Source organism: Candidatus Paracaedibacter symbiosus (assembly GCF_000757605.1).
Taxonomy (GTDB): Bacteria; Pseudomonadota; Alphaproteobacteria; order Paracaedibacterales; family Paracaedibacteraceae; genus Paracaedibacter_A; species Paracaedibacter_A symbiosus.
In genome coordinates this window covers 16,361-33,086 of sequence record NZ_JQAK01000003.1, presented here as the reverse complement: position 1 = coordinate 33,086, position 16,726 = coordinate 16,361, and the positions used below count along the sequence as shown (strand labels likewise).

Here is a 16,726-nt window from a genome sequence, read left to right as displayed (position 1 = left end):
TTAAAGCATTATGGCCCCTAGAGGGAGTAAAAATTTTCTTATATTTTAATCAGACTTTAAGAAGTTGTTTATTAGACTTTTGTTAGAAAATATCCCTGAATAGGTAAGTGGAATAAATGCGTAAACTATCCATAATTATTGCCACCATCAGTTTAATCCTTGCAATATCCTCTCCTATTTTTGCGGGGCCAAAACTTTCTATTTCTAAAGATGCCAAGGCACGAAAAGAGTATATCTGTAATGGTGGCTTTACAAAGGACGCCCAGTTAGGTGAAGGTGTTAGGAAACTCCTTAACAACAATATGATTGAATTAAAGAAAAGGTTTTGTGACCGAACGACCTTTCACTGTACCAATAGTGGCTCTTTATTTGGCCGAAATACTGGTGTTTGTGATGCTGCGGATGTTTGTCAGAAAGATTATCTAAAAGTTGCGTGCCAAATTGCATGCATAGACAAGCGTAGCCCAGATCAAAAATCACAAAAAATTCTTAACAATCTAAGTAAATGTCTTGTTGCACAACCTCAAGAAACAAAAACTGAAACCCAGCAGAATAGCTGGACACCTACTCACTCAGGGCAAAGAGCGAGCAGCTCTTTGCGACAAGATACCAGCGGGACACAAAGACAGCATGGTCAAATAGGCGCCTCAAGAACACACAGCCTTAATGAAAGGCCCGTTCCGCCCGTACCATCATCATCCCTGAGTGAAAATCCCATTCCTCCCATACCATCAAGCATAGAGATAGCGACTCCTGAAACCATACCCTTAACGCCTCTCTCTCCAGAACCTTCAGTTAAAAGAAAATTTAATGAGCTAGAAAACCCCTCCTATGGTAGACCGGCCCCTCACAAAATTCCAAGAATCAATGAGGATAATTATTTGAAGAGCAGGCTCAATGCTATCCGCAATGACGTTGCTGCAGATGAAGAGGATGAAGAAGAAAATAATGACTATGAAATGTATGATGCTCCGGCAGCTCCAGACTCTTCATTACGAGCTTCGGTAAAAAGCCGTTATAGCATTAGAACAGACTCTTCTCAGGCTAATGGGCAACCAGAAGCAGAAAATCGTAATGCTCTTCATGAACAAATTCGTGAAGGCAAACAATTGAGAAAAGTTGAGAGAAATTCAACCAAAAATATCTCTTCTAATATGGCAGGTATTTACGGCCAAATGGCAAAAACCATAGAGGCACATAATAACTCCCATACAGACCAAAATACTTCAAAAGAAAGTAATGATAATGAATGGTTAGAAGAAAGTAATGGTAATGAATAGAAAGATTAAGTTAAATCTTTCTTTTTCAAAGAGAGTATTCACCTAAGTGTGCCAGCGGTTTTAGTTAAGCTCTAATTTGAGCCTTCCTTCAAAAAGGCCTAATGTGTACGTCGGTTTAGGACAACATTAGTTCCCATTTGAATATTGAAGTTGTCATTATGATCGTTTTCGCCTATGTTCAATCTTAATTTTAGGCTTTTTAGCTGGTAGTGAGGGGGCAAGAGTTCCGCCTCTGTTCATTTTGGGAACTTCTATTAGAAAGTCATTTGATATCGTGTTCCTGCGCCCTGCCCATATTTTTGGATAAGTTTGGATTCTAAAAGTTGATTTAGCCCATAAGCGATTGTACGTTTGGAAATATTTGTTTGCTCTGCAATTTTTTTATTTGTGAGCCGCATTTCAGGATAATTCTTAAAACATTCATATATGATTGATGCGGCCTCTGAGAGTTTTTGGATATTCATAAAATGTTGATGATAAATTTCAACATCTCCAAGGGCTTCTTTTACTATTTTGATCATAAAATTTAAAAAGTATTGGATTTTGTATTGCTTGGGGTCTTGTTGATAGATCCCATCTGAACATCTATTTAAAGTAAAATAATATTCTTCCTTGTGTTTTTCTATATGGCGATCAATAGCTATGAGGGGTATGATTGATTTCATAGATTCTTGGTTAGATTGCAAGAGAGCCAGCATAAACAAGCCTCTCCCAAGCCTGCCATTTCCATCTTGAAAAGGATGAATGGCCAAAAAACGAAAGACAAACTCACTAGCAATAGCCAGAGGCCATGGTTCTTTTTCTATGGCTACCCCATACCAGCTAATTAAATCAGACATAGCAGCCTGGGTAATAGGTCCCGCCTCAGCTGTTTTAAAAACAACCCTGGATTGTTTTGTTACGTTGTTATACTCAACTACATAATTGGGTTGAACTTTGTATTGGCCTATAAAAGGCCCTGCTTGCGAATAAGGACTCATCAAAGCATAATGCAACCCTCTCAAGTCCGCCTCCCGAAAAGGCTTCATTTGTGAGTATTGTTCAAAAAGGATCTGTAGCATTTGCCTGCAACCAGCAACTTCCTCATAGGAACGCTCACGATCTTTTGATAACTTATTCTCGATAAGAGATCTGTTTTCTTCAAATGCACTAACATGGGGGCTCGTTTCAAGAAGAGTATCTAACCAGTTCACTTCTTGGTCTGTTAAGAGGGCATTTTCAATTCTGGTAGAAGCTCCGATCATACTGGCTTTTGCAAGTTTATGGATAAATAAAAGTTCATTCTCAGAGAATGTCTGAATTTTTCCATAGATCTTGACAAGTTGATTGTCTAGGTCCTTTAGAACTGTAGTAAAAGGCGTAACATCAAAACTCAACATAATCATGCAATATTAAGCAATTTATATAATTTAATATTGCTCAATATTGCACGAATTTTCAAGCCATAATTTAATCGTCTCATAATGACAACTTTAATATTCAAATGGGAACTAATGTTGTCCGAAAAAGGGGTATGCAACGACAAAAAATATGACCGGTAAGCGTCAGAAAATATGACCGGTTTTGAGATGGCTAAATAATCATAAGAAAAGCTCCTTTTCAGTTAGATGTTTTGAAGGGAATGGGTTCGTCTGTAACTTTCTGCCGCAATCTCAATAATAGTGGCGTGATGAACCAAACGGTCAATGGCGGCCACGGTCATTGTTATGTCAGCAAAAATGCTATCCCACTCACTAAAAGGTTGATTGGCAGTCACAATCAAACTGCCTGATTCATAGCGATGCGCAATCAGCTCGAAGAGGGCATGAGTTTCGGCACCATCTTTACGAACATATCCGATATCATCCAGAATCAGAACTTGATAAAGATCCAGCTTGGCGAGCGTCTGTGGTAAGCACAACTGCTGTCTTGCAACTTGAAGTTTCTGGACCAAGGCTGTCGTCGAAGTAAACAACACTCGAATTCCTCTTTCAATCATACCATAAGCAATAGCGGCTGCCAGATGGGTTTTTCCCACACCGCTTGGGCCGAAAATCAACAAGTTTTCCTTATTATTAACCCACGTCGTGTTCTCGGCCAGATCTTGGATTTTTGCCTTATTCAAGTTTGGCGCATGGCTAAAATCGAATGTTGATAGGGCCTTACCTGCAGGCAATTGCGCTTGCTTCAGGTTCCGTTTGAGCTTGTTTTGTAAACGGGCCTGGATCTCATGTTCACACAGATTCGCAAGGTAACCGACATGGGACCAATTCTCTTCAATCGCTTGCTTGGAAAAAGGTTCCCATAGACTCTTCATCGTTGCAAGGCGTAGTTCTTTCAGAAAAAGAGGCAGTTTTGCAAAATCACGCATGAACTTCCTCCTTTCCTAAACAGGGCAAAAACTCATTATAAGAAGCCAAAGATTGTTGCGACATAGACAAATGCGGCACAGATAACGGTTTGATTATCTTCCCATAACGATTTTGCAATGCTCCTAAATTGGGGACTTGGCCTTTTTCTAGCAGTCTCAAAACCTGATTCCCTAACTCTTCCTCACACGCATAATCAGCCGCCAGTTTAAGGATTCCCACCATAAGCTTGCATGCTTGACGACCAACACATAAGCGATCAAGGGATTGCCATATTTGTTGATAGACAGGTGAAGGTAACAATTCATCACGCAGCACACTATAGCGAAAAGCTTGAGGTTTACGGGATAAACTGTCAATCAAATGACGATAATTAATACAATACCGGCGCTTGCCAGGCATTGTTTGAAGACGCGGCAACTTAAAAGCCAATTCACTTCCCAAGTAGCAGGAAAGATAGTCATGATATAAATGGATACCCAAGCGCTGACCAATAAGGCGTGACGGCACGCTGTAAACTACATTCTTGACTATAATGGTACTCGACGTTGTCACCCGGGCGGTTGTTTCTTCAAAGTCAATCGTTCGGTGCTTTGGTAGGTCTTTTAAAAGCGGTTTTTCTTCGTCGATTTGCTTTTGATGACGCCGATTGTGACGCCCAACAACAACGTCAATAAAGGATTGATACGCAGCAATGGACTCAAAATCACATGATCCTCTTAAAGCCAGTGCTTGAGCAATACGCCTCTTCAGATGGCCATGTGGCCCTTCAACACTGCCGTGTTCATGGCTTTTTCCTGGATTATTGCGGGTAGGGATCAGCTTGTAATGTTGGCATAATTGCTCGTACTTAGCCGTAAAATCTTCTTGGTCAGATAAGTTTTTATACGCCGCTGACAAACTATCAGTCCGATGTTCTTGCGGGCATCCACCTAACTGCCAGAGGGCATTTTGTAACCCTTCAGATAAAGCCTGAAAGCTTTCTCCTCCTTGAACCACTTGGATAAAAGACCAACTGCTATAAGCCAAGCGGAAATGATAGAGAAGATGCTTAAAAGGCTTGCCTTGGATGGTTACTTGAAAATTTTTAGGCACCGTAAAATCAGACAATCCTTGGAGCCCAGGTTGATGCACCTGGCGGAAGATAATTTCTTTCTCAGGCCCGTGTAAAGCACGCCATTGTTGCATGAGTCTTTGCAAAGTCCTCAAATTGCTTGACGAATACTTGCCTGGGTACAGATCCTGTAGATGCTCTAATAAAACGATTGCCGATAAAAATGGCGTTGCTTGAATTAATGGCGTAACGACGTCATCCCAAACGTCAGAAAATAGATGAGCGCCAGGTTTTCTGCCTCTTTTAGGCCTTTGAGAAGGCAATATACCTTGTTTTTCTAAACGTCTGCCTGTTCTTTCGCTGATCCCAGCTTTAGCCGCTGAAACTTTTTGCGTATATCCTGATTTCCTTATTTGCATGTATAGCCTATATTGTTTGTCCGTTATTGTTTTCCCAGGCATTGGAACCACTAATTTTTAAGGTTCTATGCCTTCTTTATAATCCGGACATGTTTCTTGGCGTCATGCGGCTATATTATCTGGCGTTGTACAAAGGGGTGAACGTACACATTAGGCCTTGTAGGTGGGGGGACTTATTTCTATTCTTATTTCTCTAATTTGGCTAAATGCAGGAAGAGCACATGTTAACTAGTACAATTAAATCTTATTTTGTTGGATCAACTTGATTAACTTTTCAGGTAGTGTAGGTAGTAAATGAGAACTATCAATGAAATGCGCTGTAATACGGTAATTAGTTCCTAAACGCTTATGCGAAGAAAGTCGTTTTTTTAATATTTGAATCAACATACTAAAGAGGGGCTCACATGATTGAAAAGGGTAGGCTTTAATGTGAGAGATTTTATGAATTCTCCCATACGCGATGGTTAGATTCCACATCTCAAATAAATCTTTTCCGACATAGATTTCATATTGGCGGAAAATATTCCGTTCATCATTAATTGCCTGAAGATGTATGGTGATGAGATTGATCATCTATTAATGTTATGCGTCAGTCTTCAGTATTTAACCTCTTATTCTGAGTACTATAATCTAGAACTGCTTTTCTAAGTTGAGAAGAGGGGATGAAGCTAACAACCTGGCGAGCAGAAATGATTGCTGAAATTTTTGTACGTGGATTACGTCCTACTCTTTGTTTTTTCTTCTGTACATGAAAAGTTCCAAAAGAAGAAATTTTTACACGATGTTCTTTAAACAAAGATTTTTGAATTTCTACTAAAGTAGATTTTAAAACACTTATTACTAGTTGACGAGATATATTCATTTTGTTGGCAATATTGCTAACAATATCTCTTCTAGTTATTGATTTTTTCATCCCTCAATTCCTTATTTAATATAAAGTCCCCTCAGAGCCTTTTATCCACAGATTATGTGGATAAGGTTGTTGTTAACTTTTTGTTAACCTATGGCTTTGGCTACTCTCCTCATGGCTCACACCTTATGCCTATTTATTAGGCAAGTCTCTTTGTTGAGAACCAACGTCCTTTTGATTGTCACAAGCCTTCTTTTCTTTCATTTTCTGTTTCCAAGCTTGTCGTCTTTCTTTTTTCTCAGTATAGAATCGCTTTTTACGTTCAATGTATTGAAGGAGCTGTTCTTCTGCACGCTGTTGATGCTCTGGTATAACTTCCTCGACAGGCTCTCCTCGGAGGTCAAAGCGGTGTTGGGATTGTGAAAGGGCATCTAGATATCTTGGTGCCCCAACGTAATAGGCAATAGCCCAGCGGATAGCAAGTCGAGGGAAGGGCAGATCTTCGGGTAAAGTAGCAAAGATATCTTTTTCAATGCGTTTTTTTAAAGGTTTGGGTTCATCCCAATTAAAGCAGTTTGGATAGGTATCATGCAGCCAGCCAAGCGCATTTTGTGTCTTCTCAGACCGTTGCTGTCTGGCCTCTTGCTGTTCTTTCTTTATTATGAGCGCGTGTTGCTTGGCTTTAGCTGCTTTTTCTTTTTCTATCTCTTCTTGTGTTTTTTTGGGCGGTTTACTTGCTTGAGGTTTTTGTTTTTTAGGCCCTTCGAGGTCGGGGGGCTTTTGGTGAGGCGCCCTTATCATACAAGTTTTTTATCTGCTGCAATTTTTCTTGCAGCTGAGTAGAAGGCTTTAAGGTAAGAGTTTTTGAGGTGTCGTCTGTCATTGTTGTCTCTTGATTAAATCTGCTGGGGATGGTTTGAGACTACGATCCCACCGGTTTTGCCAATTAGCAATATATTGTTCAGCTACTGTTTTGTCATGAATAACTAGTAGGTTTTCAGCGTTTTTCTTGAATGCTGCGGCGCTAAAGTTGTAGCTGCCTGTCAAAACAATCCGCCCATCAGTGACACAGACTTTGCTATGAGCCAGACCCTGAGGTTTATCGATCCTTACATCAATCTTTTTTTCCACAAGCTCTTTGAGAAGAGGATTGTTGGCTTTGAGGTTAGAATGATCCAAAATAACCTTTACATCAACATTTCGTTGACGAGCTTCAACTAGAGCGTCAGCTATATCCGTGTCAGTGAAACTGTATGCCATTAAGTGAATAGATTCCTGAGCTTCGTTAATATTTTGGATAATGAGTTGCTGACACCTTTTATTAGGAGTAAAGCAAGCTTTCCAAATACCGTCTATATCATGATATGAGTTGTGGTGTTGGTATACCTCTGCTCCAAAATAAGAAGCTCCAAAAATCAGGCTACAAATAATGGCAACTGTTGGAGAAACATTAATTTGGAGTGTCTTTTTTCTTTTTGGGGATGAAGCCATTAAATCCGCACATTTGATCAAAAATAGAGGAAGGTACTTAACTTGCATTCTAACTCATAACAGGTTTAGAAGAAAGATATTACCATGTATTGAGCGTCATGGGAGTTGTATTCAGGAAACCACCAAGAGTGCAGTAGGGGAAATCTAAACTGAAATTGGTTATATAACTCATCACTTGAATTTCATTTAATCCATTAATATTGAAATCAATGTACTTATCTCCTATAATATATTCAGTTATTTCTATTAAAATGAAAAGATGGAAACACTATGCGCGTAACGGGAATCTATCAGCGGTTGGGTGATTTAAATTATTTTATACCTTATCCACTACCACCATCCAACCCCCCGTTTGAGATAAGTGTTGAGATTGTATCCCTATACGGGGAGGCCAGCTTTGCTCTTGGACAGCTCAACGAAATGAGTATGAGGCTTCCAGATCCAAAGCGTTTTATTAAAGCCTATGTAATTAAAGAAGCTTTATTATCCTCTTCCATAGAGGGAATTCATACAACACTGATTGACATATTTACGTACTCCCTCGGCGAGTCAAAACCCACCAAAGATACGCAGCTTGTTCTCAATTACACAAAAGCTTTAGATGTCGCCTTAATGATGCTCAAAGACGAAGGAATCCCTCTCGCCACCCGCGTTATTTTAAAAACACATGAGGCATTGATGTCCGCTGGAGAGGGAGATAAATCAACACCAGGATTTTATAGAAAACAATCTGTTCGCGTTGGTGAGCATATTCCCCCACCAGCAGCAGAAATAGAAATTCTTATGAGTGCCTTTGAAAAATACATCAATGAATCTACTGATCTTCCCCCTCTTATTAGGGCAGGACTTGCGCATGTTCAATTTGAAACAATACATCCTTTCTTAGATGGCAATGGAAGAATCGGAAGGCTTTTGATCGTTCTTATGATGATTGATAGTGGACTCTTGCATTTGCCAATTTTATATCCATCCTATTATTTTAAAAAACACCACTTGGAATATTATCAAACATTAGATAGGGTACGCACCCATGGTGATTTTGAATCATGGATTGTTTATTACTTAAAAGCAATAAGAGATAGCGCTTTGGATGCTCATACGCGTGCAAAGGAAATAGAAGCATTAGAAAATAGATTGAAAGACCTTATACAAGAGGGGCCACATTTTGTGAAAATGAGGGAAACGGCAAACCTTGTCCTTGATTATCTTTTCACGCAGCCGGTTACGGGAATAGCAGAAATAAGCCAAAAATTGGGTAAAGCTTATAACACTATTAGTCACATACTTAAACAATTCGTTAAACTTAACATTGTTTCAGAAAATATCATCCATAAAAGAAATAAACTTTATCGTTTTGAATTGTATCTTACTCTTCTTGAAAAGGATTATTCATAAAGTAACTTATTTAGGATTTTGTTTTATAAAGAGACCCCCCAGTTTGGGATGGTCTCCAATTAGGATTGAGCTTCTCTGATTTGCCAAAATATTTTGAGCGTTGGTATCCAGGATTGAGAGGAAGAGACGGAAAACATTCTCTATCTCCCTTGATTTTCCTCAATACCCTTTGGTTTTGTATGGTCTCCAATCTCTGCCTTTTCAATTATTCCAAGGCACATCAATTTGAGTAATCTCTGGCGAGCTGTCGTCTTGTTGCGAGAGTTTTATGATGGTTGGATCTGCCTCTACTTTTCGATGAAAAGTAAATTTCAATCTATACTCTCCATTGTTTAAGCGGAGATTCGAAGCCTCTTCTGCGGAACCCGTTAGAATAAAGCTTGTTCCATCGGCAGCTCGCAGTATAAGTGGTGACACAGGCGTATAAGCTGCATCGCTTAAGAAGCGGCGCCTATGAACCACCTTACCCGTGTCCGACACTAGTTGAAGGTCAACCCCTTGAGATGCAAAATGAGGATTGAATGCTGCTGGATCAGTCTCTTGAAAAAGGCGTATCTCCCCTGGCCTGCTTGATACCGGTTGATCATCCGTACTTCTCCCTGCAAGGACTTGAAGACGTTTTCCATCTGCAAATTTACTTGATGAGAATTCATGCCATTTTCCCCACTGAGGGGCAGCATGCACCACAGAAAAGGAAGAACTCCGCGCCTGTCCTTCGCCACACATCAAACCTACCAATCCTGAAGTTGAACCTTCATCAAATACTTCAAAAAGTTTCTCCCCCTCTCTCCAAACTCTTATGCGAGTCCCCACAGCTTCTATAGTGATGTTATGCATAGCATCTGCAGAAGACTCACTAACAATATCCCTTAGAAGTGAAACCACCCCATTTTTAACACTCAGCAATTGCCATTTATTTTGCATGGGATCCAATAGAAACCGGTAGTGGTTGCGGCTGTCTGCGTAGCGCCATATAAGCCCAACTTTACCTGCCCCTACAGTGCCTATATTAGCTGTTATTCGGACATCTGACCAAGAAGCAGAGCCATTTAAAATAAAACTTCCTGCAAGCTCAGAACCTGAGGACTGAAGGGCTTTTTCTTGTATTAATTGATTGTCTTGTATAAGCCACTTTGAAACTCTATTCATTCCTATGTCTTGAATAACCCAGGATTCAAGGTGACGAGAAAGAATGTCAACACGGGCATGAGAGAATTGAGCTAAAGGACGACCCCACGTATAGAAGCCGACACAGCCGTAGGTAAGATCCGTATCACGGACTGCGAATGATACTCTGGTGTTATCTAGGGTGTTATCTAGTCTCACAGTAATACGGCTGCCTAATATTTTTATTTCCAGATCGTAATTGGCTCCGAAGTTATAAGTGAATGGTTTAGAAAAAAGAACTTTAATGTGACCATTAACACACTTTACTAAATGATACATGCCACGCACTATGTCTAGGGAAAAGCGATAGTAATTAGACTCATTTTGGTATCGAACAAGTACACCCATGCTTCCCACATCTTGGTCGAGTGCCGAATGCTGTGATTGTAAACGAGTTTTGAAGATAATATCTTCCCAAGCTAAATTTCCCGCAATTGCATGTGTGCCACATTGAACAGGATTAGCTCTTGTTAAGGGCTCAGGTATAAGAAAGTTTCCTGTTTGAGATAATATACCTCCCTCGGCTCCCCAGCTTGGGTATCCTTGTCCTTGGGAAGAAATAACTTGAACTTCCTCTAGACTATTGAACTGAGGCTCCCAGGCCTTGGTTCGCCTGAGAGAAGCTTCTAATGTAATATCGGTAAAGTTCGAATCAAAGAGAATATCTCCATCAGATTGATCAGCAGTATTAGGGGATGGCAATGTGCGGTATTCTATCCGCCATCCTTTTAATTCTCTTGCTTCATCCATTAAGATCGTTACAGATTCTTCATTGGGATTAGCATTGGAGTTATTTGGAAAGCTAGCTGCGATGAGACGTGGACCTAAAGCAGGAGAAACAATAAGAGGCTGCTCTGCAGCCCTCATGACTTCAAGTGATATACGGCGCCAATCCAAAGGCTCACCCGTTCGAACAAGAAAGGCTAATGCTTGGTTGCCATGTTCAATACGAGTTATATCTACACCAGCTATTGGCTGATAGGCTGCTGTTCCAAGAGCTTTAACAGCAAGTGTATTATATGCTCTTGCTTCCGTTTCGGATGGCTTTTGACAAGCAATTGAGTCATTTATACTAATAGCCTTCCCTATGGATTCGCTGACATCATTCAAATCTGGCAGCTGGGCTGCAAAGACCCTACCTGAGAAGCTATGAATATGATGACAAAAATCAGTAAAACGAGAGGTTATAAACTTGAACTGATACAGAGGCGCTATCGTATTTCTCAAGTCATCTATTCGAATATCTGTAAAACATGAACCAGCGTTCTCACTACAGTAGAGGGCACAGCGGCCTTTTTTAAAGGCTGCATCTCGTACATCAAAAATAAGCTTACCATCAACAAATACACGCAGCTTATCACCGAGAGCTTCCAATACGACGTATACATCAAAGTTCGCTAAATAACTTCCAGTCGTCTCTGCTAGGAGAACACCTTCACCGTTGGTGAGTTGGACTAACCGCTGCCGATTCCTCTCACCATCGATATAAAACAAATACCCATTGCGGTCGCTCATACGCACCCCAACCCCCATAAGGCCATTATCCGATGATCTGAGATACGCACTCAGACGATAGTCCGTCCAATTTCCTGGCTGATCATGATGATCACTAGGAAGCTTAGGATTGTAGGCAGGAAGCAGCACTGTACCTCTCGAATAGATTTGCTCTCTTAATTCTGATCCATCGGATATATTACTTGTTTGTTCAATATAATAAGATGGCTGCTCTTCACCTACTACCCAACGTACTCGTACTACCCAGCGAGAGGGGCCATCCTGTGTTCCTTCGTCCTGTACATACCACCCACCTGCCAACCCGTCGCTAAGGGTTCCTTCTGGCCCTATCGCTTCAGTTTCTAATGAGTATGATGAAAACGTTTCATGGAGAAGAAGCGGCTTTAGGCGCGCTTCATATAGCATATCTGACTCTAGAAGATGTCCTTCTGTTGTAACTTGTTTGTTACGAGGAAGCGTTGGAAAAGAAATTGGTTTTTTCTCTATACAAGTAGTAGCATTAATATGTCGAATCCATTGTAGCTCTGACTCAGTCAAAGTGAGCGTATCTTGCCGACCCCAAAGGTTGGGAGGATTAAGAATACGACCTTGATCATCGCGTGCCAGCTCATCATTATTGTTCAATAGATAGAGTGACAAATCACGGCCTACCATGCTATACATTTGATCTACATAGTTTTCATTGAATTGTATGCCCACATCATATGCTCGATAGACAGGCTTGGGCAGAAGTGGCTTTTCCCCCTCTTGAGAAGGTACTGTTGCTGGTATCGTTTGAGCAACGTAGTTTGATAGGTCTTCTAAGCCACTTTCAAAATGAGGGACGACTTTGGGATCACTACTTGGAGGATCCTTTGTAAAGGGCGAGTTAACAGGGACTGATAATAGTGTTAAGCCGGGAGGCCCTTCCGTACGGAAATAAGCAAATTGAGTAATTGACCGTTCCCTATTAAAAGCAGGATCAGAAAAGTCCTTAACATCTACGGTTGTTTTTACTGTGAGCCTTAAGATGGACCAAGCAGGTAATACTTCCCCTTCTGCCTGCCAAGTAGCCGTTTGTGTGATAATATGCCTTAGCATATCCTCTCGTAATTTACGTTCCTCTGTTTCAAGCCCTTTGGTGAGACAGATTCGTACCAAATACCAAGGCGCATTCCCAGCTTCTAGATATACTTGGTGCACCGATTGACCGGGAATTTCAATCAGACCTTGTTGTTCTTCATATACTCCTTGGACATTGCCATTGGAATCAACAGCTGTCGCAATCAGCCTACTAGCCCTTCTAAAACAAACCTGATGCAAGAAAGCTTCATTTTCTAAGCCACACAAAATTATCGTCTTAATAATATCTTTATGAGAGGGGGTCGTTAGACTCAATGGTGCTAGCTCTGAACGAAGTTGTTTAGCTTTGGCGACAACTTTACCTTCTTCATTATACGCACTGACTTCAATAGGCCGAGTTTTTGAACTTATCATTAGCTCCACAAAAGCAGCAGGAGTTGGCAAGGTTATTCTTAATTCCTTTCCTATATCCATTCCGCTGAGCTCACCTATAGGAGTAGTAACTGTTACAATCTGACCCTCAGACATCGATGCCCCTTGTGCATTATGCTTGTCAAAAATGAAACCTTGTTCAACTCTTGGATTTTTGAAGGTGCTTTCTTTATCTTTTCTAAAATCAAAACACTCTAATATTTTCTTATCTTTAGAAACTGCCCCAAAAATTTGAATATGTTTTGTGGCTTCTTTCAATGTCACAACGGCCTTGCTTTCAGCTGAAAAGGTCAGCATATGCACAGGTTCCCCAATTAAGTCGACATTTTCTCTAATATCTGGATTAGGTGGCGTATGCCATCCTATTGTAATTTCTGGATGTACAGCACATGACCAAGGAGGAGTTAGATAACTACCTAGCTGCTGTGCAGCAAAATCACAACAAATAACTTCATCTTCAGGAATATTAATGCATGGGTAGTTAGGATACTGCTCCGTAAACCATTCGTCCCAATGTCCACCTGTGCGACGCGTATAATTGAAAGGAGACTTTGACCAAAGCCACAGCTTAGTATTTGCAGTAGGTCCGGGTTCAGCCGACATTGGAGTCCCTGCGGAAAGTTGCGGCACAGGAGCCCACGAGCCAAAAATCTTCCTTACACCATCAGGGTTTAGGCTATCTTTGGGGGTGTTATCAGGATTGTCCTCTATTCTTTTACGAGCAATAATTTGCCAACTCATTTTATTATCATTCCGCCAATCCTCTTCCCAATTCCGCCAATCCTCTTCCCAATTCCGCCAATCCTCTTCCCAATTCCGCCAATCCTCTTCCCAATTGTCTCCCACAAAACGATGGAGCCAAATGCCGTCGAGCGAGATCTTAACCTTGGCTAGGACAGCCTTTCTTTCCTCAGGATTTCCAATTCGTTCCCATTCTGGATCTGAAGGATTTAGACCAATCAAAGCAGCATCATTTATAGAGCGGATAAAGGTAAGGTGAGGCCGAGCATCCAGCGGGACTATGGGTAGGTTATTAGAAGGGAGGTCAATTTCAGCTAACGGTTTGGAGGGAGTTGGCTCATCGTCAAAAAACCCATCATTATCCTCGTCAAAATGGGGTAAGAGAAAAGAATCAGAGGGTAAAGAATCAGAGGGTAGAGGCCAGGAAGTTCTGACCTTGAAATGTTCAATGGAGATTTCCTTAAGAGCATATGGAAGTAAGGGTTTTTTGGGTTTGGGCCCCCATTCCAGCGGAATTTTGAGTTTAATATCTTTGATTGGCCTGGGTAAGTTGATTTCAATACTTAAGTCTCCCACAATATGGAAAGGATTAAATACACCTGCTTTTATTTGAGCGTCCGCCCCGAGGCCGAAGCCCTTCCCGTATATCTTTGCCTCAACTTTTCCATGTAACCATAAATTCCCCTTAAAATAGATGGGTTTCCAAGAAAGCGCCGCCCCCCCTTCCATCCAGGCTTGTAAAATTATTTTTAAAGGACCAAATTTCCAATCATTATCGTAGCCAATCCAGGCACCCGTCCTTAAACCGCGGTTATCCATCATAAAATAGGCGTTTGCCTCAAAAAGCTTAAATATTTCCGCGCGAATACGCCGTTCCTTAGGCTCATCCATTCCCAAATATAAATGCCAATTGGGGCTTTTGAAAAATGCTTCAGTTGCTCCCCTAATTTCAATCAATCGACCTTCGTCGTCGTATTTGTAGTGAGCATCTAGGTTAACAAGCATTGAGCCTTCACGCTTATCAAATACCGCATGTGAGCGAAATATAGGTTCTTCGCCATTAAGGCTAGCTCTTTCCTTCAGTATGTTTGCTCTGCCTTCAAGTAATATAATGGGACCTGGGAAAATGATGGCGAGCAAAAAGCGCCCAGCAAATGCATATCCATTGTCAAAAACCGTGGCAAGAGTTATACCCGCGCCAAAGGCGAGACTACCCTCACTTCGTTTCCATTTAGTTTCAAGATCCATTATTCCCACAGGGGGTTTGTGATACCAGCTATTAGTAGGGTCATCAATAGCATACCAAGGCTGATTTTCTGCTTTACTGGGCTCCATTTGTAAAGTAAAGAGTCCAGCCATTCCATAGATACCAAGGCCCGTCGCACATAAAGGTATACCTGCGGGCCACTCCGTTGCTAAATAGATGGCAAGAAAGGTGTAGTCTTCTTTAACATCATAGCCAACAACAAGCTGGCCTTGTATTTCAAGATCGAGAGCAACAATATTCAAGGTGATGTTTCCATCAAAACGATATATCCCCTCCTCGGGCTCGGTCATTGCGATTTCACCTTTGAAGTAGAGGGCATTTGGCACTTTGAACTCAACGCCAACACCATTGAGCGTAAGATCAACTTCTTTTGTACCCGGTTTCCATAGAATTTTCATTCCTTCGACCGAAGCACCAGCTGCTAACCCCTCGACAAGTTTTAACCCTCCATTCAAACCTATCCAACGTCGACCATCATCCGTTGACCCAAAGCCAATTTTGCTAATTTCTAGCTGAAAGCCATGAAATGCCAAAGTATATTGCTCACGCAAATTCAACCAACCGCCCTCAAGACGGACATTCCCTTTTGAATCAATGGCTAATTCCTGGATGCGGAAAGCTGGCCAATCTAAGTATTTAACATGAGGTTTGATTTCACCGCTGAGGGCAACAGTGAAGATGCCTTTGTCATAAGCAAATCCTATGCTTTCCACAGTCAAGCTTAAAAGATTGTCTATATCGTGCTTTATTAGGCCATTGTGATAAGTAGGTTGAGTAGCTGACAAGGCAGCTACGAAGCCCCCATTTTGGCTAATCCCTATTTCAATTCCTACTGGCACATCAAAGAAGGGTAGTGTAAGCTTACCCTGGATGTTGCAGGCAACAAAGGAGTTTTGTTTAATATCTAGTGTGCACTTTATTAATTCAAAATCAATTTCTCCTAATGTCCCATGAGGCGCATTTGTGGGAAACTCAGCAGCTACTCCCCCTGTGAAGCCATCCCCCCCAATAGAACAATTTACAAATTCTAAGGATTCAGGCATCATAGGAAAATCTATAGCAGGAAGATGTATGCGAGCATGGGGGATATGAACGCCCTGCCAACCTGGTGGATACCCCGTAGGGGTGCCTTCTCGGCCTATTTGAAGAGAGATAGGCTGGTCTGCTTCAACGATCACTCCCGTTTGACCGATCATAAAGGCCCCTAAGTTTAGTGTAGGTATACCAGTAGCGAACTGTAGCGAGACATCTCCATCTTCTCTAACTTCGAAAGAAATATTTTCTAAAAAAATTTCAAATGCAGCTGGTTTGTCATCTACAGTCAAACGGGGTTGCCACTCATTACTCTCACTGCGGCTTACGGGAATGAGTATCTCTTTGCCGAGGCGCAAAGCGATGTCTACATCTTTCAACCTGAACACAACCACAGGGCGCACCTGTATTTCTAAGGGAATCTCTGAACCCCTTCCGTTAGCTCCCAGTGCAATCCCAAATCCCTCGAGACCAGGAAGGCTGATTAAGAGTTCATCTTGAAAAGCAAGCGTTAAGTGAACGCTTGTCTCAGTAAGGGTGTCTGTTATATCGAAATTTGTAACACCTATACGGTTAAGTATATGTGCTTCACCGAATAGGGGGAAATCAACTGGAGAAATAAAAGATATGATGTCACGAAGCGGAATAATATAGTTTTCGCTACTCATGTATT

The 16,726-nt window shown here is 41.3% G+C and carries 10 protein-coding genes; 2 read left to right on the top strand and 8 right to left on the bottom strand.

The features are described 5' to 3' along the window. Positions 1–116: 116 nt before the first annotated feature. Positions 117–1,280, top strand: coding sequence for a WH2 domain-containing protein (locus tag IG80_RS0108380; RefSeq protein ID WP_032113633.1), 1,164 nt, complete (start codon positions 117–119; stop codon positions 1,278–1,280). 254 nt (positions 1,281–1,534) lie between these two features. Here the strand turns inward: IG80_RS0108380 and IG80_RS0108375 are convergent, their stop codons facing one another. The 7 genes from IG80_RS0108375 to IG80_RS0108345 all read right to left on the bottom strand — a co-directional run bounded on the left by IG80_RS0108375 (position 1,535) and on the right by IG80_RS0108345 (position 7,442). After that, a complete protein-coding gene (locus tag IG80_RS0108375; RefSeq protein ID WP_032113632.1) occupies positions 1,535–2,665 on the bottom strand; it encodes a Fic family protein in 1,131 nt (376 codons plus the stop codon). A gap of 218 nt (positions 2,666–2,883) precedes the next feature. Further along, complete coding sequence (gene istB, locus IG80_RS0108370; RefSeq protein ID WP_032113631.1) at positions 2,884–3,630, bottom strand: IS21-like element helper ATPase IstB; 747 nt, start codon at positions 3,628–3,630, stop codon at positions 2,884–2,886. Further along, positions 3,623–5,101, bottom strand: a complete 1,479-nt coding sequence (gene istA, locus IG80_RS0108365; protein ID WP_198027322.1) for an IS21 family transposase — start codon at positions 5,099–5,101, stop codon at positions 3,623–3,625. The genes istB and istA overlap by 8 nt, the downstream gene beginning before the upstream one ends. Positions 5,102–5,338: 237 nt before the next feature. After that, positions 5,339–5,674: a hypothetical protein gene (locus tag IG80_RS0108360; protein ID WP_032113629.1), complete on the bottom strand. Its 336-nt coding sequence runs from the start codon at positions 5,672–5,674 to the stop codon at positions 5,339–5,341. Positions 5,675–5,690: 16 nt separating this feature from the next. After that, on the bottom strand, positions 5,691–6,014 hold the full coding sequence (locus tag IG80_RS0108355; RefSeq protein ID WP_032113628.1) for an HU family DNA-binding protein: 324 nt from the start codon (positions 6,012–6,014) through the stop codon (positions 5,691–5,693). Between the two features lie 129 nt (positions 6,015–6,143). Then, positions 6,144–6,752 carry a ProQ/FINO family protein gene (locus tag IG80_RS13390; protein WP_052046274.1) on the bottom strand — a complete coding sequence of 203 codons (609 nt, stop codon included), beginning with the start codon at positions 6,750–6,752 and terminating at the stop codon, positions 6,144–6,146. A 78-nt stretch (positions 6,753–6,830) separates the two neighbouring features. After that, positions 6,831–7,442 carry a phospholipase D family nuclease gene (locus tag IG80_RS0108345; RefSeq protein WP_232224377.1) on the bottom strand — a complete coding sequence of 204 codons (612 nt, stop codon included), beginning with the start codon at positions 7,440–7,442 and terminating at the stop codon, positions 6,831–6,833. 270 nt (positions 7,443–7,712) lie between these two features. Here IG80_RS0108345 and IG80_RS0108340 point away from each other — a divergent pair, with 270 nt between their 5' ends. Further along, positions 7,713–8,837: a Fic family protein gene (locus IG80_RS0108340; protein ID WP_032113627.1), complete on the top strand. Its 1,125-nt coding sequence runs from the start codon at positions 7,713–7,715 to the stop codon at positions 8,835–8,837. A gap of 201 nt (positions 8,838–9,038) precedes the next feature. Here IG80_RS0108340 and IG80_RS0108335 read toward each other — a convergent pair whose 3' ends face one another. After that, positions 9,039–16,721: a hypothetical protein gene (locus IG80_RS0108335; RefSeq protein WP_032113626.1), complete on the bottom strand. Its 7,683-nt coding sequence runs from the start codon at positions 16,719–16,721 to the stop codon at positions 9,039–9,041. Positions 16,722–16,726: the final 5 nt, after the last annotated feature.